This window comes from Sphingobacterium sp. lm-10, assembly GCF_023554555.1.
In the GTDB taxonomy this organism is placed as follows: Bacteria; Bacteroidota; Bacteroidia; order Sphingobacteriales; family Sphingobacteriaceae; genus Sphingobacterium.
In genome coordinates this window covers 1-20613 of record NZ_JAMJWC010000004.1, presented here as the reverse complement: position 1 = coordinate 20613, position 20613 = coordinate 1, and the positions used below count along the sequence as shown (strand labels likewise).

Here is a 20613-nt window from a genome sequence, read left to right as displayed (position 1 = left end):
GACATTTGTCATCCTTTTTTGATCCTGCATAGTATCGTTTAGCCAAGGTAGCAGTTTTTAATGATTCTGATCACTTGCCAACTCCAAATGCGCTTGGGTTGATTTTTGTAGTGATTATTTTTTTATGTTTGTACTTATATAAAATAGGTGAGCTTGTGAAACTAAAACCAGTCGAAAGCATCTCGGGAATATCCTCCAAAGATTTTGTGAGGGATTATCTGAGCAAAGGTCAGCCTGTGCTGATCAAGGATTTTATAAGGAAAGACAGTCCATGTTGGACAAAGTGGAATTATGAGTATTTCAAACAGATAGCAGGTAACGAAAAAATAAATGTTTACGGGCGTGAAGAGGAAGGCCAACAGCATGCCGCAAGTCCGCCGATTGGGCAGATGACGTTTGCTGAGTACCTCGACCTCATTCGCAAAGAACCAACCGAACTCAGACTGTTCTTGTTCAATTTGATGAAAATCAGACCTGAACTAAAGAAAGATGTACTTTTTAATGACGTAACCGGTGGTAAAGTATTGCAGTGGTTGCCCTATATGTTCTTCGGAGGTGAGGGATCTGCCACACGTAATCATTTTGATATCGATATGTCGCACGTGTTCATTTCGCAGTTTCAGGGTGCTAAGCGTATTTGGATTTTTCCAAATGACCAGTCTGAACTGATGTACAAATTGCCTTACAATTTTCATGGAATCGTTAACCTAAAAACCGGAAATCCAGAAGAATATCCAGGATTGAAGTTACTAGACGGTTACGAAGCGGTGATTAATCCAGGTGATACCTTGTACATGCCTGCTGGATGGTGGCATTATATACAGTACGAGACAGAAGGCTATTCGATCTCAGTACGCGCATTGCCCAGCTCACTGTCGGAAAAAATCAAAGGCGCGCGAAATCTATTTATCACGCGGCACTTTGATGACACCATGCGGAAGCTTTTCAAGGATCGCTGGTACAATTATAAAATAGAGACCGCACTACGTCGGGGCGAGCGCGCCGTGCGCAAACGCGTAAAGAATTAATACATAAAGGAGGGCTCAAGTCCTCCTTTTATCATTACTTTGCTCAATACCGGGATATATCTAACCCCATTTATTCTGAAAGATCTCTTCCAGTTGTCTAATTTCTTTTTCATAGATCGTTTTTTTACGCGTTCCGAAATATAAGGTGTTTTCGACAGGATGGTCACCCACCCAGATTAGCTTAATTTCTCCAGTATTGAACGCCTCCTGACACAAGAAATCGGGCACAACGGAAAATCCGCTTCCTTTCTGAAGACAACGGATAATTGAACTGATATTTGGTACAATATAGTTGGGGATGAAATTCGGTTGTTCATTAAAATGACGTTGCCAAAATTGTGTGAGATGTTCCATGTCGCCTGCCGAACTATACCATAGCTGTTGTTTGAGTAATGCGCCTGCCTCTTCAATCTGGCCATTGTGCAACAGATCCGTTAAAACGGATGTGTCGGTAGCTTTTCCGGCTACGAGTACAATCCTTTCTTTGGAGAAGTTGCGGTAATCAAGGTTTTGTTGATTTCCTTTCTTTGGTGAAATAATAAGATCCAGCAAGCCATTGTCTAAGTCTTTCTGCATAGCAGTATACTCTCCAAATTTTATAATTAAATTGAAAGGAAGTTGGGCAATATGCTCTTCTAAGGTATATTGAAAAGTTTCAAAACACATGCCTACACGAATAGTCGGGCGTGCTGCTGATGATCTTTTATGAAAATTCTGCTCCGCAACTTCTAGCTTTTGTAACGGCTCCAGAATAAAGTGGTACAGAATTTTTCCTTGTTCGGTGGGAATCATTCTTCTCGCTGACCGTTCAAATAATTTTTGCCCAGTAAAAGACTCTAAAGAGCTTAAATGGAGACTCACTCCCGGCTGTGATATGAATAGCGCTTGTGCCGCGGCCGAAAGCGTACCGGTCTCGTAAATCGTTTTGAAAGTACGAAACCATTCCAGATTATTGACCATTGTATTATTTTTATAATACAAATGTATGAATATACTTATTTTTATTATACATGTTGGTTGCGCAATTTTGTAGCCGAACAGTAATAAAAAGTATGAAAAAGATATTCTCGATTAATGGCGGACAACAATTTGCACATTCAGGTGGCGCCTTCAATAAGATTTTAACCGATTTGGATCAGCAATTTTTTGCTAAAGAGCGTGGTTTCGAACATCAGGTAACTCATATCGATCAGGGTTATCACGCAGAGGATGAGGTGGGAAAATATGTTTGGGCTGATATTATTATTTATCATTTTCCGGTATGGTGGTTTTCTATGCCCCATAAAATGAAAAAGTATATAGATGAGGTTTTTACCGCAGGACACCGTGCCGGAATGTACTATAGTGATGGCCGCAAGCGGTCTAATCCGGACATCAACTATGGGAAAGGAGGCGCGTTAGATGGAAGAAAGTACCTAGCTACTTCTTCATGGAATGCTCCGGAAACAGCTTTCACGTTACCCGGAGAGTTTTTTCAACAGACCAGTGTCGATGATGGTGTACTCTTTGGCTTTCATCGCATGAATGCTTTCCTGTCGCTCGAGAGGATCCAAGGAATACATTTTCATGATCTGGAAAAGAATGTAACGGATCAACAGATTAGTGCCTACAAGGATCAATATCTGAGTTTCTTAGAACAAACGTTCTCGACCTAGTCCGCACAACCCAGAGCAGCATTTACGCTATCTGCTGCTCTTCTAGATCTATATCTGGGGTAGTGCTTCGATAGAATAAGGTGTAAGGATCGCTCGGATACACATGCATATCCGCTTTGTGTCGGAATGGAATACTTGGATCGAAGATTTCCTCTAATGTCTTACGCAGAAAAGTAACAAACTCGGCTTTCTGCTCTCGCAGATAATCTCCTTCCAGCGCGCCCACCTCCTTGCTAAAGAATAAAGTGCCGTCTTCGCGCATACGCCTTGCCACGTAGAGATGCGGTTCTAAATCGTGAAGTCCCGTTTTTTCCTCGAATACATACGTGTAAAAAAATGTTTGTATCAGCGCTTTATGGATGTCATTGGTGCCGTCCGTAAGTGCAAATACCGCTGTGGCAGTTTCCTCATCAGATTTGTTCTTGCTTTTTTTGAAAGTCACCTTATCCGCGCCGGTCTTGTAATCCACAATGCGGGTTTTTACTTCACCATCCGGTGTTACCACCTCGTCTATCCGGTCGATTATCCCATAAATTTTGACATGTTCGACCTTACCTTGTACGGTGATGGGGAAGTGGAGGAAATAGTCTTCACTGTTTTCCAACTCGATAATGCGGAACATGGTATACTGCGCTATATCATATTCCAAATACATACGGATATAAGCCGAAGCAATTTGCAACATGATGCGTTGCAGGCTATTGAGGTCAGCGGCGGTTTGATAAGGGCTGTGGTATTGATGGCCGATCTCTTCTACCACCATAATCTCGATGTGTGGGATGCTTTCTTCTAAACGTTGGGTAGGCGTAAAATCAGTGCCCCCCTGATACGGTTTAAATATCCGTTCCATCACTTCGTGAATGATAGAACCCAGGTTGTTGATTTCAAACTCTTGTGATACGGAAGGCGGCTCCTTGATGCCAGCGATGTGTTTTAAGAAAAACTGCAACGGCGACTGTAGATAGGTCGTTAATGCGGTAGCTGAGATATGGCTGCTGTGATCTTTTAGGTAACTATTATACAGGGCATCCCAGACCTCTCCGGTCTTTTGTATCACGAGTTCTGGCTCTTTCGCAGGGAAAGAAATGGGTTGCTGCTGGGTATGATGGATGATGTTAAACTGGCTTTCAAAAGCTAATTGTTTAATAAATCGACTTTCCTCGCCAGAGCTGTTTTCATCTACTATACTGTTGTAAAACAGATGAATGGATTTGCTGTACTGAAAGTGACGATAGAAGATATAGGCCGATAGTGCATCTTGATTGGCTAGTACGGGCAACCCGTAAGCGCGGCGCAGATTATCCGGTAAGAAGGTAGGTGAGTTGGTTGTTTTTGGCAAAATACCTTCATTGGCACCTAAAATATAGATGTGATCAAAGTGGAGACTTCGGCTTTCCAACAATCCCATGATTTGTACACCCTGCAATGGATCACCTTCTATAGCTGCTGATATTGGCATGAGCGCTTTGCGGATCAGGCCGATCTGAAAAGGAATAGTCAATGGGCCGATTTGATCCATGCCTAACAAAAGTTGTTGCAGTACGCGCCGCGTCTCGTAGAGTAGGGTATAGTCGATCTGCAAGGCGATGCCTTCGCCACTGGTGGCGCCCTGCAATTTTTCCAAAATAGCCATCATGTTAGGGATTAAAGCGATGGAGCCGCCAACTGGCTGAAAGAAATCTGGAACCACCGAGCTGTTGATCTTCAATACCTCTAACCCCACCTCAAAAAGTTGCTTGTCTAGCACTTCCTTTTGAATGCTATTCTTTTGCTCAGCCGCAATCTTTATGAGCGGATGGCTGAGGAAGCTTTCAATAAGCGGGTAAGGTAGCTTGTCTTTTTTGCGCCAGCTCACTTCTTCCTGTACGGTCAACCAAAGATCGAGCAAACCGAATAAGGGCGATTGCAATAATGGGAAGCCTGTTGTGATGTTTACCCGAATAGCAGGTAAGCTTTGTAAGAGAGGCACCAGTAAGCTTTCGTCGGCCAGTAGAATGGCAGACGATTGGCCTTCCTTTTCGTGTTTCTCTAGAAGTTGGTAAAGGAGTTTTGCCTGGCTTACTCTCCCTAATGCAGCGTACAGGTGTATATCATCTTTGCGCTGGCCAATGATATGTGGTGCTTCTCCCAGCGAATTGATTAGACCGCTGTTGCCGATATTACGTCGGATAAAAAGCCCAGCCTCTTGCATGGTGTCATCCACATAATACGCGTCGGTATCAAAATAGAATAAGGCCTTGTCTTCCTCCTGCCATCGTTTGAATAGGGTGGTTTCCGCACGATTCAGCGCATTAAACCCTACAAAAATAATCTTTTTGTAGGGTTGGATGAAGTGTTGCTTGGTGGTTCGTCCTTCCGCTAGCTCCCGATAAAGCGTCGGGTAGTTCGTCTGCTTCTCCTGTGTTAATCGCTCTTTAAAGCGATTGTACAATAGCGGAAGTCTTTTCCACAGCTGTAAGAAACGTTGCTGCACACCTGTATGGCCAGCCATGGAGAAGGATTGCCAAAACTGACGGATATATCCCTGCTGCTCGGATGTAAGATGCTGAAACTCCAGGTCAATCTTTCCTGTGTCGTACAATTCTGTGTAAATTTGATCTACTGCGACCAACTCATAATCCAATTGACTGAAATCACTTAGAATAAGCTCTGCAATCGGGTAAAATTCTTCCGGGCTCTCTGGGTCACTTCCTTCTTGCTGCAGCAATTCATTATGAAGCTCGTACAAGTAAAAGAACTGCCGCAAGGCCGAAGCATCCGTCTTGTCTGTGGCCTGTTTGAAAAAGTCTTGAATCGTGAAAAATTGTGGTGACCAGATCGCCTGCCCATATACCTCTGACAGGTATTTTTTAAGGTAAGTAATGGGCCGTTTGTTATTAAATACAATGGCAATTTCGGATAGATCTTGTCCAAATCGCTGCTGGATATCTTCTGCTACTAACTGTAAGAATGGCTTCATGGGGTTGGCTGTTGTTAATGTTTCGCTTCGCATCGCTATACGACCTCCTGTAACTGATTAGATAGGGCATAGTACAAGAAACCCTTCACGTTTTGATAACCCAGGTTGCGCAGCGCTTGCATGTACTTATCCACTTGTGCCTGATGCCCCACATAATCTCCTTGTGTAAATTTAAAATCGAGTACAATGGTGTCCGTAGCATTCGTGAAAACTTTGTCTGGCCTAATTGTTTCTCCATCTTTTGTGATAATGCTGGCTTCATTCCAGGTTTTGTAATTTGGCGTAAGCCATTCGCTAATGCGTGGATGGTGCCATACCTGATGGATTTGCTTGCGCAACTCTTCCTGATCATCTTTAGCTAAAATTCCTTCTTCAATGTATTGATTAATCCGAGCTTCGATCTCCTGTTCGTTGGCCACTTCGGATAGAATCTCATGTGCCATAATGCCATACTGAGCTGCTTTCTCTACTTGCGGCAGCATCGTCAAAGGCCGTCGGCTGGATTTGCTCCAAGCCTGATCCAACTCTGCGGAAATTGGGTATTGAGCAATCGAAACCGTGTTTGCATCAGAAGATGCACTTGTAGTAGTCGCGGGCGTCGTTATCAGATCATGAATACGCAACTCGGATTCTTCTATGACGAATGGACTGTCTGGCACATCCAATACCTGATAGATGGCATCAGAGATATAGTCATTTTTGATTTCCAATCCATTGATCTCCCCGGTTTTTTTGTCGACAGTTTCTTTGAAAAACGGAGCGGTAATATACAGATGCTTGATCGCGCGTGTAGTAGCTACATAGCAGGTGTTTAGTGCATCCATATAATTGAACAGCATTTCTTCAAAGTACTGCTTATAAAAAAGGGATTGACCTAAGCTGGAGGTGTATTTTAATGGAATTTTTCCCAGCGCTTCAAAGGGCGTTCCATCTGCATTGATCCAGAAATCGCCTAAGGTCATGCCGTCGAGATTCCAAGCCGCAAAAGGAATCATGACGACATCGTAAGCCAACCCTTTCGACTTATGTACCGTCGTCACTTCAATGGCGTCAACCTTGCCGCCAGAAGGCAGTACAGCGCGATATCCGTCTTCTTCCCAATAGGTCAAGAATAGATGAATACCCCGTTCGCCATTCGCCGAAAACCCAGCGACTAAATCTTTAAAGGCCAATAGGTAGGGGATATGAAGGTTTCCTGGCTCGGAAAATCCAAAAATATCCATGAGTCGTTCGATGAGTTGTACCAACGGAAGCCTCGGCCATTGATCCCAAAACTCGATCAATGTCTGGGGCAAAATAGCATGTAAGCGCTGGATGTCATTCTCTTTAAAGAGCAGCCAGTTTTCCTGATCGAATGCTTGCTGGTTTTGCAAGATTTGGTAGAGATAGGCCATATTAGCTTTGTGCACACTGTGCTTGTCCGATCCGTACACGATGGCGCGCAGCGTTTCTATCAAAAGCTGTATTGCATCGTTAGCCTGTAGGCTAAGTGCATCTCCCGAAATTACTTCAAAAGATAGGTTGGTGTTCTGCTTATAGGCCATTAGGGCCTGAATAATATCTTGTGCCTCTTTATTCCTACGAACCAAGATTCCAATTTGATTTGCCCGGTACTTGCCCGAAGAAATCCATTCGCCAATCTGCTCACACAATTTCTGGATCGCATCTGCAGCCACTCGGTTGCTACGAAATCTGCCTTCCGTTACCGGCAGGTATACCAGATCGATCTCACCTTGAGGTGCATCGGGTCTTTGTTTGCCGGCAGGTACCGCTTGTTGGCTATTTTCATATGCTTTTACCAACATCCGGTCATTGCCGGATTGGTGCCACCATGCCAGATCTTCGGCACTCAGCGCTTCTGCTACATGAGCATTTAAAACCTGCTGTAAATGCGTTGGTAATCCTGCATAGATGTGATTATTGAATTGGATAATATGGGGCAAACTTCGGTAGTTGACGTCCAGTGTTTCGCTGGCGATAAAGTTGGATTTGTCTGATTCAATTAAGTGAAAAGCTGACCCAACCTGCTCTTCTACTTGCTGAAGCAAGATGCGCCAGTCGCCATTTCGCCAACGGTAAATGCTTTGCTTCACATCGCCGACGATCAGGTGCTCGCTCAGCTCTCGGGTTGCATTTCCTAAGGCGTTTATCAGCAGTGGGCTATAGTTTTTCCACTGGGTACGGGAAGTATCTTGAAATTCATCAAATAGAAAATATCGGAATCGGTTTCCGATTTTCTCCCAAATAAAAGTAGGGTCATTGTGCGCATCTAATCCGAGCTTACTAAGCAGTAGCTGCGAATCGGAGATGAGCTGTGCGCTGTTTTCTTTGCGCCAACGGGCGAGTAAGTCGCTCATTTCTTTCAACAAGCGTAAGAAATACAAGTTTGCCTGTACCGATTGGTACGCCACGAAAGTAGGGAAGAGTTTCTCTATTTCGGCCATGTTCTGTAGTACCGGTCTGAATTGTGCCATCAAGTCGTACCGCACTTGTTTCTGCTGATCGGTAAATGCATCTTCATGATCGATGAGCTTTGTAAACTTTTCTATACGTTCTTTAAGTTGGCTATTCGATAAGTTACTTACTTTACTTCCTAATTTACTGGCAGAAAATACTGGATTTCGTGATTTCCCTTTCAACTCTTCTGCCTGAATTCCTGAAGCACTATAAATGTCCTGAAAAGTACGAATGGCTTCTGCCAAGGCATCGGTATAACCTGTGGTCATTGTAGCACTTTCTTGGTTTAGGCTTTCGAAAACTTTGCGGGCATCGTTTTTAAGGATGTGCGCATCAAACTCTTGAAAGTTTTCTGAAAAGATTAATCCAGCCAGCGACAGCAGTTGCTGTCGGTAATTCCAATTTTCATTGTTAGCGATCTTTTTCTCGGCATACTCGATGATCCATTCCAGTAAGTCCGGCCGATCATCTAATAGTTGATTGAGCATCACGGTCAGTTCGGCTTTTACCTTATTGATATTCATCTCTACCTTATAGCCCGCATCCAGGTGCAATTCGTAGGTGAAGCTGCGAATTACTTTTTGGGAGAATCCATCGATGGTGCTCACCGTAAAATGGCTGTAGTCATGTAATATTCTTCGATATACCTGGTGTGCCTTTTCTTGGATAATCGCTTCCGTCCACTCAGGCGATTGCGCTAATAGGATGTTTCTGAAGTCGACTATTTTAGGGTTCTGATTTCCCTCGGCCAATCCTTGTAGTACCGATAAAATGCGCTCTTTCATTTCTGCAGTTGCCTTATTGGTGAAGGTGACGGCTAGAATCTCCCGATAGCTGTTCTCGTTATTCAACAGCAGCGTGAGATAGTGAATGGTGAGGCTAAACGTCTTGCCCGAGCCGGCGGATGCTTTGAGAATCTTTAAAGGAGGTACCGTCTTCATCTTGTGAAGGTAATAACTAAGGCTGGCATTTGGAAAAGGCAGAACTTGATCCGAGGTGTAGATTTCATTTTGTCTTTACCAATCAAATAGTTACCTTTGCGTCCCCTCTTGTGATAAGCTCGGGGGATATGTTGAATACATAAATAATTAAAAGAAAATGGCAACTAAAATCAGATTGCAAAGACACGGTAAAAAAGGAAAGCCTTTTTACTATGTAGTAGTGGCAGACTCTCGTGCTCCACGTGATGGTAAATTCATCGAGCGTATTGGTTCGTACAACCCGAACACTAATCCAGCGACTATCGTATTAGATTTCGAAAAATCATTGGATTGGGTCAACAAAGGTGCGCAACCTACGGATACAGCTCGTGCTATCCTTTCTTACAAAGGTGTTTTGTACAAAAAACACTTGCAAGGTGGTGTGAAAAAAGGTGCTTTCGACGAAGCTAAAGCGGAAGAGCTTTTCGCTACTTGGTCTGAAGGTAAAGAGTCTCGCATCGAAGGCAAAAAATCTAACTTAGCATCTTCTAAAGAGGATACTAAGAAAGCTGCTCTAGCTGCAGAAGCTAAGAAAAAAGAAGACAAAGCAGCGGCAATCGCGGCTAAAAATGCACCCGTAGCAGAAGAAGCTCCTGAAGAGGAAGTAGTAGCTGCTGAAGGTACAGAAGAAAACACGGAAGAGACAGAAGGATAATTCTTTCTCCAAAAGGTATTTAGAAAAGCCGATCCCCAACAGGATCGGCTTTTTTATGCGCTTAATTATATTATGGTGAGAGAAGGGATTAGAGGCAGAGTATGTCTCCATATTCCAGATACATTGAATGTATGGCCGGTTTCTTCGTTCTGAATGGTAAACGTATATTGACATACGCGCTCCACATAAGTCATCTCTCCACTTACTGTGATATTTGTATAGGGGTCGACGTGGAAAAGCGTGCGAGAGCCAGTTAGGCTCAGATAGGGTGTCAGAAGGGTTCCCTTTCGGTAGGGAACCTGTTTCGACCACCAATTTTTTCCATCCATGATTAGCTCCTGCATAAATAACAACGAATCCTGACCATGTATCCAGTCAAAAGCGCCATAATCGTCACTTTCAAAAGTAGATACATGTTTTACGGACCGGAAGACACCATCAGCTTCCATCCTTTTGGTTTCTGAGGTATTATTGGATAGTACGATAGTGGTACATTCGTGATCGCTTTTATATATTTTTCGATGTTCTTCGAGTTCTGTAATCTTTTTGTTTGTGATTTTATAGCTTTTTGGACGGCGTTGTGTAATGCGAATTACTTCTTCTTGACCGTTAGCATGTAAGCCTATAAGTAGAGTCCGCGGTGTATCTGCGAAATTTTCTTTCAAATCAAAGAATAGGCTATCGCCTTGAGCAGACTTCGCCAGACGCAACCAACCACCACTTGCCGATACAGTATCTGTACTATTGACCTCCATAACCACTCCGGCCGTATCTCTTAACAAACGTAGCGGATCTTCGAGTCGTACATAATTAACTTTCCAATCTGTTGCCTGAATAGGAATGGTGCCAGCGCTACCGCCATGTAGTGTGAGTTCCTTCATGCTGTCGTCTACAAGCGGAACAGTAGGCGTTTGTTCTTTTTGGCAGGAGGTGTAAATGAGGATCAACGATGTGCTGAGCGTAAAAGCATAAATCGAACGCAATAGCTTGGAAAACATGTTTAGTCGTTTCATAGGAGAAATCGTGGTTAGCGCGTGCCTTTATGTGTCAAAATAAAGGGTTAGAAAGGTAAATATAGTTAATTTCTCTAACAAGAGCTTTCCTGTTTGGAATATATCTGCTTATTTTGCAGCATGAACATAACAGAAAGTTTCTATATCGGTTACATCTCCAAAACGCGTGGATTAAAAGGAGAATTACAGTTCTTTTTCGAATTTGAAGATTATCGCGATCTGGAATTTGATGTTATTTTCGTCGAGATTGAAAAAAAATTAGTGCCCTTCTTCGTCGATCAGATAAAAGTGCAAAACAACAGCACCGCATACGTAAATCTGGAAGATGTGGATCATATTGATAAAGCGCAGGCACTCGTGCGTAAAAAGGTATATCTACCGAATGATAAAATGCCGGTACGCGATCCAGAGGATTTTCGGTATAGCGACCTCGTTGGTTACGAGGTGTCCGATAGAGTAGAAGGGAAGCTAGGAATCGTTACTGCCGTGCAGGAGTTGCCACAACAACATGTCGCCACAGTAGATATGGAAGGGAAAGAGCTGATGTTTCCGCTTACAGAGCAATTGATTATTAATGTAGGCAAGGACGACAAGTTGTTGGAAGTGGATTTGCCAGAAGGCTTAGTGGCACTCTACCGAGAAGTATAAAAATAAATCCTCGACATTGGTCGGGGATTTATTTTTATATTAGGTGCCGATCTACGTCATTATGAATATGCAACCCCGTTATTATTCTTTAGATATTTTTCGCGGTGCTACCGTGGCTTTGATGATTCTCGTCAATAATCCCGGGAGCTGGTCTCATATGTTTGCTCCGTTGCAGCACGCCCCTTGGCATGGTTGTACGCCGACCGATCTGGTTTTTCCGTTCTTTTTATTTGCGGTCGGTAATGCGATGGCGTTTGTTATGCCTCGTTTACAGGAAGCGGGTGATGCTGTTTTCTGGAAAAAGGTGCTCAAGCGCAGTGTGCTGATCTTTTTAATCGGATTGTTCTTGAACTGGTTTCCATTTGTCAGCTGGTCATCCGATGGTCTAGTTTTCAAAGAGTGGATTAGTAGTAGTAATGGGGATAGTGGAGTCCGGATTTTCGGCGTCTTACAACGCATTGCTATTGCTTATTTAGGCGCTTCGGTATTAGCTTACTATTTAAAGCCAAAAGTTTTGATCTATACTGCCGTCGCGTTGTTGCTGGTTTATTGGGCACTATGCGCGTTGCTCGGAACGGGAGATCCTTATTCCTTGGCAGGATGGTTCGGTACAGATATCGACAAGATACTGATTGGAGTGCCACACCTATACAAAGGCGAAGGAGTGCCTTTCGATCCGGAAGGAATCGCCAGCACACTGCCGGCTATCATTCAAGTTGTTTTTGGTTTTCTGACCGGTGTGTTTATTCGCAAAGAAGGATCCGTGTCTTGGCTTTGGGGTAGTGTGCCAGCATTGCAGGAATCACATTTTAAGTTAATCGCTGGTGCCATGGTAACTGGATTTCTCTTATTGGTGCTAGGTTGGGTCTGGTCCTTGGGTTTTCCTATCAACAAAAAAATATGGACGAGCTCTTACGTGTTTTACACGACCGGTTTAGCCATACTGTCCTTGGGTGGTGTAATCTGGTACACTGATCTGCAAGGCATTCGCAATGGAATTACTCGCTTTTTCGACGTATTTGGGAAAAATCCACTGTTTATCTTTGTCCTGAGCGGTATGCTACCCAGAATATCTGGGCTAATCCGGATAGGGCAGGACACTGACGAAAATGGGAGTGCCATCTATACCACACCATTACAATGGTTCTACGATCATGTTTGCGCGCCATTGCCTGGCCCAGCCGAAGTAGGCTCATTTTTTTATTCCCTGTGTTTTTTAGTGATTATGTGGTTGATTTGTGCCATCCTTGACAAAAATAAAATCTATATCAAGGTGTAATGCAGGGAAAAGATAGGCATCATACTAATAATAGCTTGTCTATTTGTTTGAGATTTAGTAGCTTTGCGGCATAATTAACAATTTTTATTTACAGCTTTCATATTATTCAAGAATGTATTTAAGTAAAGAGTACAAAGCAGATATCTTCGCAGAGTTCGGAGGTGGAGCAACAAACACTGGTTCTGCAGAAGGACAAGTCGCTTTATTTACTAAAAGAATTGCTCACTTAACAGAGCATTTGAAAAAAAACAGAAAAGATTTCAATACACAACGTTCACTACAAAAATTAGTAGGTAAACGTCGTTCATTGTTAGCTTATTTGCACAAGAAAGATATCGAAAGATATCGTGCGATTATCAAAGGCTTAGGCTTGCGTGAAATCATCAAATAAGTTTTAGTAAAAAACAAATGAGAAGCCATCCGATAAATCGGGTGGCTTTTTCTTTTTCTCCACCCTTCAGAAAATTGAATAAGCTATCGATATTTAGTGTACCTTTGTGCTGAAATTAAAAGTCTTAGTATTTTCGGTATGTCGCCATGACGAAAACATACCATAATGAACACAAAATGAGTTATAACGAAATCAAAACAACCATCGATATGGGCAATGGAGCCCAGATCGAGCTATCCACTGGAAAGCTGGCCAAACAGGCAGACGGATCGGTGGTGTTGAAACAAGGAAGCACCATGCTGTTGGCAACAGTAGTGTCTGCCAAAGAGGCAAAACCAGGAGTGGATTTTCTTCCATTATCTGTAGATTATCAAGAAAAATATGCAGCTACCGGACGTATACCTGGTGGTTTTTTACGTAGAGAGGCAAGATTATCTGATTACGAGGTGTTGATTTCTCGTATTGTGGACCGTGCGCTACGTCCTTTGTTCCCTGAAGATTATCACGCTGATACGCAGGTAATGATTTCTTTGATCTCTTCAGACAAAGAAGTGATGCCAGATGCATTAGCAGGTTTAGCAGCTTCTGCTGCTCTTGCAGTATCGGATATTCCTTTCAACGGACCGATTTCTGAAGTTCGCGTAGCGAAAATCGATGGTCAATTGGTTATCAATCCGACAAGAACTGAATTAGAAAAAGCGAGCTTAGAGTTCATCGTTGCTGGATCTGCACAGGATATCGTGATGGTAGAAGGTGAAGCAAATGAGATCTCGGAAGCCGAAATGGTAGAAGCGATTGCTTTTGCGCACGATGCGATCAAAAAACAAGTAGCATCTGTTGTTGCGTTGGCAGAGCAAGTAGGCAAAACAGTAAAACGTACTTACAGCCACGAGCCGACAAATCCAGAATTGCGCGAAGCGGCTTTCAAAGCTACTTACGATCAAGTTTATGCTGTAGCGAAATCGGGTTCAACGAAACACGAGCGTTCGGAGCAATTTGCGACTATCGGCAAAGCATTCTTCGAGACATTAGGCGAAGAGTTGGATGCGGATACGACATTTTTAGCAAAAAAATATTTCCACGATGTACAGTATGATGCGGTACGTAACCTTTTGTTGGACGAAGGTATCCGTTTGGATGGCCGTAACTCGACAACAGTACGTCCGATCTGGACTGAAGTAGATTACTTGCCTGCTGCACACGGCTCGGCAGTATTTACGCGTGGCGAAACGCAATCATTGACTTCTGTTACATTAGGAAGTAAAGATGATGAGCAAATGATCGATGGTGCATTCATCAACGGTTACAATAAATTTATCTTACACTACAACTTCCCTGCATTTTCTGTTGGTGAAGCAAGACCAAATAGAGGCCCTGGTCGTCGTGAAGTAGGACACGGTGCTTTGGCTATGCGTTCGTTGAAGCAAGTATTGCCTGCTCAAGACGAAAACCCATACACGATTCGTATTGTTTCTGATATTTTGGAATCAAACGGTTCTTCTTCTATGGCTACCGTATGTGCGGGTACGCTAGCATTGATGGATGCCGGTGTAAAAATTAAAGCACCAGTATCTGGTATTGCGATGGGATTGATCACCGATGAGAAATCGGGTAAATACGCGATTCTTTCTGATATCTTAGGTGATGAAGATCACTTAGGAGATATGGACTTCAAAGTAACTGGTACTGCAAAAGGTATCGTAGGTTGCCAGATGGACTTGAAGATCAATGGTCTAAAATGGGAAGTGTTGACACAAGCTTTAGATCAAGCGAAAGAAGCGCGTCTTCATATCTTGGGCGAAATGAACAAAACGTTGACAGCGCCACGTGAAGATTACAAATCTCATGCGCCTCGTTTGGTTTCTATCACGATTGATAAAGAATTTATCGGTGCGGTAATCGGACCCGGTGGTAAAATCATTCAAGAGATGCAACGCGAAACTGGTGCATCGATCTCTATCGAAGAAGTGGACAACAAAGGTGTTGTACAGGTATTCGCGGACAACAAAGAAGCGGTTGATGCTGCTTTAGGACGCATCAAAGCGATCGCTGCTAAACCAGAGGTTGGCGCAGTGTACGAAGGTAAAGTGAAGTCTATTATGGCTTTCGGTGCTTTTGTAGAGATTATGCCAGGAAAAGATGGTTTGTTGCACATCTCAGAAATCGATTGGACTCGTCTAGAAAATATGGACGGTGTATTCACCGAAGGTGAGATTGTAAAAGTGAAACTATTAGATGTGGATAAGCAAGGTAAGTTGAAGCTTTCTCGAAAAGCATTACTACCACGCCCTCCACGCGAAGAGAAGCCAGCACCTGCTGCACCAGCAGAATAATCCGGTTTTTCATATTACATAATAAAGGCTCGCTATTTTAGCGAGCCTTTATTATGTAATAACGTCATTGCTATCTAAAGCATCATCACCGATTCAATCTCTGATACCGATTTGTAATAATTCACCACTTCGTCGGCACTTTGTACATAGGTGGCTACGGTGATAGATTTATACTTACCACCGCTAGATTCCTTAAAGGTAAACTTGGAATTGGTCTGCTCAAAAATCTTTTCAATTTCCGGCTCCTTATTCAAGTCGCTTTTCACAATGAACTTAAACTTATATACGGAAGGAAATTGCTCTACATCGAGCAATTTCTCCTTAAAATTTTGATAGAAATCTTTGTCATTTCCATCTTCCATATCCTGGACATTGATGTTACTAATATCTGACATATGTAATCCTCTCTACTGGTTTAGCAATAAGTATACTTAACTTTTGTGTTATTTGCCAAATTTTTTGTTTGGTTTGTTGCTCATTTCCAACTCCAGCTTGCCGCCTTTTAGGAGTTCTTCGTGTGTGATATGCGTGCGTTTCAATGCCACACCGTTCAATTTGGCTGATGTAATATAAATGTTGGCATCGCTTTGATTTTTTGCATCGATCACAAAGGTATTACCATTTGGCAGGTTGATCGATGCCTGCTTCATCCGAGGTGATCCTAGTACATACTCGCCGCTCATCGGGTTAGCAGGATACAATCCCATAGACGAAAATACATACCAGGCGCTCATTTGCCCAGCATCATCATTTCCACATAGGCCGTTTGGCGCTGAGGTATAGTTTTGCACCATCGCTTCGTTGACCAATTTGGCTGTTTTCCAGTGCTCGCCCGCCATCGCATATAGATAAGGTACATGGTGGTTTGGCTCGTTTCCTTGCGCATATTGGCCGATCAATCCGGAGATATCCGGTGATGCATTATCCAACTCTTCGGGCAAGTTGATAAATTCATCCAAGCGATCAATGAATGCTTTCTTTCCGCCTAATAGGCCCATCAACCCATCTACATCATGCGGTACCAACCAAAGGTATTGCCAAGCATTGCCCTCGCAATAATCATTTTTGCGGTGTTCTGCCATCAACGGATCGAACGGACGACGGAAATCACCGTTAGCGTAGCGGCCTACGAAAAAGCGCTCGTCTTTATCGAAATAGATTTCGTACAGCTTCGAACGTTTTTTGAAATATTCCGCATCTTCCGTTTTACCTAGTTTTTCGGCAATGCGGTACACACCATAATCCGCAATTGCGTACTCCAGTCCCCAGGCTACGGATTCATTATCCATGCTGTCGATCGGGATGAAACTGAGCTCTCTAACGAATTTCAAGCCATAATCGTCGCCCATAGCCGTTGTTTTCACCGCTTCCCACAATAGCTCGTGATCTTCTTCGGCTACTAATCCTTTTAAAAATGCATCGGCGATAATTGGAATTGCAGGTAAGCCAACCATCGTATTGGTTTCATTAGCCCATAAATGCCATACTGGCAATTTTCCTTGTTGCTGATAGATAGACAAAAATGTTTTTATGAAATCAGATGTTATTTTTGGTTTCTCCAAAATAGTCATCAACGGATGTAGTGCACGGTAGGTATCCCATAAAGAGAAAATCGTGTAATTGACGAAGTCCGCATTACGATAAACTTGTTTGTCCGTACCCATATAATCGCCATTGTGATCATCGAAAATAGTAGGAGCGAAGTACGAATGATATAATGCTGTGTAAAATACCTTCTTTAATTCGTCGGTACTGTCGTAGTCAATCTTTCCGAGCGTCTCATTCCACTTTGCATCTGCCGAAGCGGTTGCCTCTTGAAAATTCCAATTAGGAAGTTCCTTTTCAATATTGTCCAATGCATTCTCGGTGCTAACCGGAGAAAGCCCGACCTTAAGTTCGATGGTATTGTCTTTAGCGGCGTCGAAAAATAATGCTGCTTTAATGGCTAGACCTTTAAAAGCATTGTAGCCAGTTCGCGATACATCACCATCGAAATATTTTACTTCCTTGATTGGTCTGGAGGTTTTGATCGCAAAGTACACTTTCTGGTCGGTTGCCCAACCAGAAGAGAAACGATAGCCTACAAATGTGGTTTCATCGATCTGCTTTAAATACGTATCCGTGGCTTTATCCCAATTCATACGAAATCCCAGATCTACCAACACGTGGGCATTATCCGTGTTGTCGTATATGTATTGGTGGTAGCCAACACGTTCGGAGGCTGTTAAATTTGCTTTTACTTTGTAATCGTCTAAGTATACGCTGTAAAAACCAGGTTTAGCAATTTCGTTCTCTTTCTTAAAGTGAGAACCATACCCTGTATGCATTTTGTCGAATTCTGCTGGCTTTAGTTGAAGTTGGCCTGTCGCAGGAACAATCATAATATCATTCAGGTCGCCAATACCAGTACCACTTAAATGCGTATGTGTAAATCCGAGGATATCCTCACTGATATAATTATAACCACTGCACCAGTCCCATCCATTAAACTGATCCCAGGTTTGGGCAATTTGTGTTGGTCCTAGTTGCACACCACCAAAAGGTACGTTGGCTCCTACAAATACGTGTCCGTGCTCGGCCGAGCCAATGAATGGATCTACAAAGGCAGTCGGCTTTTGCTGTGCTTGCGCAGTCGATGCAACTGCGATGGCTAAAATGAATTTAGTTTGCTTTATTAGTTTTCTTAACATCTGTGTTTAGGAATATTGAATATGTAAATCTACAAAATTTATATTGACCACTATTAAAACCTTTTAGCAAAAAAGACTCTGTGTTAAATATTGTCATGTGCTAAAAATTTTGCTAAAAATTATATATTTTAGACAAAAAACAACTCCAATAAATTATGAGTAAAAGAATCCTGATCAGCGATATCGCTAAATCACTAGGCGTATCTGTCACCACCATTTCCTTTATTTTAAATGGCAAAGCCAAAGAAAAACGGATCAGTGATGCATTGACCAACAGGGTATTAGAGTATGTCAAAAAAGTGGGATACAAGCCCAATCAGTTAGCGCAAAGTTTGCGTACTGGGCAAACGAAAATTCTGGGGTTATTAGTAGAAGATATTTCCAACTCGTTTTTTGCCAATATCGCTAAGCATATCGAGGAATTTTCTTACTCTAGCGGCTACCATTTGCTGTATTGTAGTATGGGGAATGATACCGTAAAGGCAAAGGAGTTGATTCAGTTATTTTATGATAGGCAAGTGGATGGTTTTATCATCACCCCAACAGAAGGCCTAGAAGATGTCGTGGCACTTTTATTAAAAAACAATGTGCCGGTGGTGCTTTTCGATCGATATATACCACAAGTGGAAACCAACTATGTGGTGTCGGATAATTTTAATGGTGCCTTTCGTGCTACCAAGCACCTTCTGGAGAATGCTGATAATCGTCGTATAGGTTTCGTATCGTTGTATTCGGATCAGACACAAATGCGTGATCGTATGGATGGGTACATGAAAGCATTGGATCAATACCAACGCCAGGCTTACATCAAAAAAATTCAAATTGACGAACAAGAGGATATCGCTATCGCTCAAATTTTTGAGTTCATTGAAGAAAATAAATTGGATGCAGTGTTATTCGCGACGAATTACTTGGCAATTACTGGATTGAAGGTGCACAAAAAGTATGGAAAGCTACCAGCCATGGTCGCGTTCGATGATCATACCTTGTTTAAATTGCACGAGCCATCCATTTCCGTTGTATCTCAACGACTTGAGACCATTGCCGAAGAGCTCGTGAAGGTATTGTTGCGACAAATCCGTAATCCGCAGGCAGATGTCAAGCACATTGTGGTGCCGTGTGACCTTAAGATCAGAGACTCCTCTACATCTACTTCGGGTAAATAGTAGCCTATTAAGACACCTTGTTTAATAGTTGAATAGCGCGATCTAAGGTTTCCTCTTTTTTTGCAAAACACAAACGAAGGGTATGTTGCTCGGTAGCATGATGATAAAATGGAGCTATTGGGATCAAAGCCACACCATGTTGTTCGATGAGTTGCATGGCAAAATCCATTTCTGTTTTGTGGCTAATGTTCTTATAATCTAACAGTAAGAAATAGGTTCCAGCGGAGGGTGTGATTCGAAAAGCAGAGGAAGCCAGTCCATTGATTACCCTATCTCTCTTTCCCTGCATAAAGGTAGAAAGTTCGTGATAATATTCTGGGTTATCCAGATAGGCTGCAATGGCGTGCTGCATGGGAGTATTCACGCTGAATACATTTTGCTGGTGTATTTTTCGAAATTCAGCAGTGAGTTCTTTTGGTGCGACCACATAACCCAATTTCCAACCCGTGCAATGCAATAACTTTCCAAACGAGGCAATTACAAAGCTGCGCGCACGAAGCTCGTCAAACAGCAACGCCGATTGATGTTGCCTTTCATCATATATAATATGTTCGTACACCTCATCGCTGAGTACAATTAGTTCATGGCGAGTTATGATCTTCTGCAATTGCAAGAGATCTTCCTTGGTCCACACCGTGCAGCTGGGGTTTCCAGGATTGTTAATGATAACCATACGCGTGCGATCCGTTACTTGTTCGGCGACCTGTTGCCAATCTACGGTGAATTCCGGTGCTACTAAAGGTATAGCGATCACTTTACCGCCAAAAAGTTCGATGGTTGGGCGATAGCAGTCGTATGCTGGTTCGAAAATAATAACCTCGTCGCCCGCATGTATAATTGTAGCGATAGTGGTAAATATCGCTTGTGTAGCCCCATTCGTAATGGTGATTTCACTTTCGGGGTCCACATTTACATGGTAGAAACTTTGGTATTTTTCTGCGATACGCTCACGAAGCAACGGAAGGCCTGGCATCGGGGCATATTGATTAGCCTGCTGATGCATCGCCGAGCTCACCAAGTCCAATAATTTTGGATCAACGGGGAAGTCTGGAAAACCTTGCGCAAGGTTGATGGCCTGATATTGCTGTGCTAAGGCCGTCATTTTAGAGAATATGCTGTTTCCTGTATTCGGTAGTTTGGAAGTCAATAGGATATTTTTGGGTGTTGTCATGCTAGGGTATTAATCGTCTACGCGAAGATAATAGAATTATCGATCAAAAAAATCTCCTTGTGGATAAGGCAGTTAGGGAGGTGTAAACATGAAAATGTAGAAAAGGTTTTGCGGGAGTAAAAGTTTATTCTACCTTTGCACCACTCCGCAAGGGAGGAAGAGTGGTGAAAGGATATAAAAGTGGGTTT

15 protein-coding genes are annotated in these 20613 nt (G+C 42.8%); 8 read left to right on the top strand and 7 right to left on the bottom strand.

Features of this window, described 5'->3' with window-relative positions; all coding sequences use genetic code 11:
- Positions 1-155 precede the first annotated feature (155 nt).
- Positions 156-1028: a cupin-like domain-containing protein gene (locus M8998_RS15515; RefSeq protein WP_249994482.1), complete on the top strand. Its 873-nt coding sequence runs from the start codon at positions 156-158 to the stop codon at positions 1026-1028.
- Positions 1029-1088: 60 nt separating this feature from the next.
- On the opposite strand, the gene M8998_RS15510 is transcribed toward M8998_RS15515, so the two are convergent.
- Complete coding sequence (locus tag M8998_RS15510; protein WP_249994481.1) at positions 1089-1988, bottom strand: LysR family transcriptional regulator; 900 nt, start codon at positions 1986-1988, stop codon at positions 1089-1091.
- Positions 1989-2080: 92 nt separating this feature from the next.
- Between M8998_RS15510 and M8998_RS15505 the strand changes: the two genes are divergently transcribed.
- A complete protein-coding gene (locus tag M8998_RS15505; RefSeq protein ID WP_249994480.1) occupies positions 2081-2683 on the top strand; it encodes an NAD(P)H-dependent oxidoreductase in 603 nt (200 codons plus the stop codon).
- 22 nt (positions 2684-2705) lie between these two features.
- Here the strand turns inward: M8998_RS15505 and M8998_RS15500 are convergent, their stop codons facing one another.
- The gene (locus M8998_RS15500) at positions 2706-5642 is read right to left on the bottom strand and encodes a PD-(D/E)XK nuclease family protein (protein ID WP_249994479.1); all 2937 of its coding nucleotides are present in this window, start codon (positions 5640-5642) and stop codon (positions 2706-2708) included.
- 35 nt (positions 5643-5677) lie between these two features.
- A complete protein-coding gene (locus M8998_RS15495) occupies positions 5678-9040 on the bottom strand; it encodes a UvrD-helicase domain-containing protein (RefSeq protein WP_249994478.1) in 3363 nt (1120 codons plus the stop codon).
- 157 nt (positions 9041-9197) lie between these two features.
- Between M8998_RS15495 and M8998_RS15490 the strand changes: the two genes are divergently transcribed.
- Positions 9198-9734, top strand: a complete 537-nt coding sequence (locus M8998_RS15490) for a 30S ribosomal protein S16 (protein WP_249994477.1) — start codon at positions 9198-9200, stop codon at positions 9732-9734.
- Between the two features lie 65 nt (positions 9735-9799).
- On the opposite strand, the gene M8998_RS15485 is transcribed toward M8998_RS15490, so the two are convergent.
- Positions 9800-10747 (bottom strand): hypothetical protein, encoded by a 948-nt coding sequence (locus M8998_RS15485; protein ID WP_249994476.1) that lies wholly within the window; start codon positions 10745-10747, stop codon positions 9800-9802.
- A gap of 120 nt (positions 10748-10867) precedes the next feature.
- Here M8998_RS15485 and rimM point away from each other — a divergent pair, with 120 nt between their 5' ends.
- The 4 genes from rimM (at position 10868) to pnp (ending at position 15398) form a co-directional block, all read left to right on the top strand.
- On the top strand, positions 10868-11395 hold the full coding sequence (rimM, locus tag M8998_RS15480; protein WP_249994475.1) for a ribosome maturation factor RimM: 528 nt from the start codon (positions 10868-10870) through the stop codon (positions 11393-11395).
- A 61-nt stretch (positions 11396-11456) separates the two neighbouring features.
- Positions 11457-12674: an acyltransferase family protein gene (locus tag M8998_RS15475; protein ID WP_249994473.1), complete on the top strand. Its 1218-nt coding sequence runs from the start codon at positions 11457-11459 to the stop codon at positions 12672-12674.
- A gap of 112 nt (positions 12675-12786) precedes the next feature.
- Positions 12787-13065, top strand: a complete 279-nt coding sequence (rpsO, locus tag M8998_RS15470) for a 30S ribosomal protein S15 (protein WP_116776837.1) — start codon at positions 12787-12789, stop codon at positions 13063-13065.
- 176 nt (positions 13066-13241) lie between these two features.
- Positions 13242-15398, top strand: coding sequence for a polyribonucleotide nucleotidyltransferase (gene pnp / locus M8998_RS15465; protein WP_249994470.1), 2157 nt, complete (start codon positions 13242-13244; stop codon positions 15396-15398).
- Between the two features lie 74 nt (positions 15399-15472).
- Here the strand turns inward: pnp and M8998_RS15460 are convergent, their stop codons facing one another.
- Both M8998_RS15460 and M8998_RS15455 read right to left on the bottom strand, forming a co-directional pair.
- Entirely contained in the window at positions 15473-15793 is a 321-nt protein-coding gene (locus M8998_RS15460; protein WP_249994468.1) for a DUF493 domain-containing protein, read from the bottom strand.
- A gap of 48 nt (positions 15794-15841) precedes the next feature.
- Positions 15842-18088, bottom strand: a complete 2247-nt coding sequence (locus M8998_RS15455; protein WP_249994465.1) for a GH92 family glycosyl hydrolase — start codon at positions 18086-18088, stop codon at positions 15842-15844.
- A gap of 155 nt (positions 18089-18243) precedes the next feature.
- Between M8998_RS15455 and M8998_RS15450 the strand changes: the two genes are divergently transcribed.
- Complete coding sequence (locus M8998_RS15450) at positions 18244-19254, top strand: LacI family DNA-binding transcriptional regulator (protein WP_249994462.1); 1011 nt, start codon at positions 18244-18246, stop codon at positions 19252-19254.
- 7 nt (positions 19255-19261) lie between these two features.
- On the opposite strand, the gene M8998_RS15445 is transcribed toward M8998_RS15450, so the two are convergent.
- Positions 19262-20425: a methionine aminotransferase gene (locus M8998_RS15445; protein WP_249994460.1), complete on the bottom strand. Its 1164-nt coding sequence runs from the start codon at positions 20423-20425 to the stop codon at positions 19262-19264.
- Positions 20426-20613 lie beyond the last annotated feature (188 nt).

Bases quoted from the DNA above. Each gene is read 5' to 3' on its own strand.
- M8998_RS15455 (WP_249994465.1), bottom strand. From the start codon at position 18,088: ATGTTAAGAAAACTAATAAAGCAAACTAAATTCATTTTAGCCATCGCA.
- M8998_RS15460 (WP_249994468.1), bottom strand. From the start codon at position 15,793: ATGTCAGATATTAGTAACATCAATGTCCAGGATATGGAAGATGGAAAT.
- M8998_RS15475 (WP_249994473.1), top strand. From the start codon at position 11,457: ATGAATATGCAACCCCGTTATTATTCTTTAGATATTTTTCGCGGTGCT.
- M8998_RS15485 (WP_249994476.1), bottom strand. From the start codon at position 10,747: ATGAAACGACTAAACATGTTTTCCAAGCTATTGCGTTCGATTTATGCT.
- M8998_RS15510 (WP_249994481.1), bottom strand. From the start codon at position 1,988: ATGGTCAATAATCTGGAATGGTTTCGTACTTTCAAAACGATTTACGAG.
- M8998_RS15450 (WP_249994462.1), top strand. From the start codon at position 18,244: ATGAGTAAAAGAATCCTGATCAGCGATATCGCTAAATCACTAGGCGTA.
- M8998_RS15505 (WP_249994480.1), top strand. From the start codon at position 2,081: ATGAAAAAGATATTCTCGATTAATGGCGGACAACAATTTGCACATTCA.
- rpsO (WP_116776837.1), top strand. From the start codon at position 12,787: ATGTATTTAAGTAAAGAGTACAAAGCAGATATCTTCGCAGAGTTCGGA.
- pnp (WP_249994470.1), top strand. From the start codon at position 13,242: ATGAGTTATAACGAAATCAAAACAACCATCGATATGGGCAATGGAGCC.
- M8998_RS15495 (WP_249994478.1), bottom strand. From the start codon at position 9,040: ATGAAGACGGTACCTCCTTTAAAGATTCTCAAAGCATCCGCCGGCTCG.
- M8998_RS15500 (WP_249994479.1), bottom strand. From the start codon at position 5,642: ATGAAGCCATTCTTACAGTTAGTAGCAGAAGATATCCAGCAGCGATTT.
- M8998_RS15445 (WP_249994460.1), bottom strand. From the start codon at position 20,425: ATGACAACACCCAAAAATATCCTATTGACTTCCAAACTACCGAATACA.
- rimM (WP_249994475.1), top strand. From the start codon at position 10,868: ATGAACATAACAGAAAGTTTCTATATCGGTTACATCTCCAAAACGCGT.
- M8998_RS15490 (WP_249994477.1), top strand. From the start codon at position 9,198: ATGGCAACTAAAATCAGATTGCAAAGACACGGTAAAAAAGGAAAGCCT.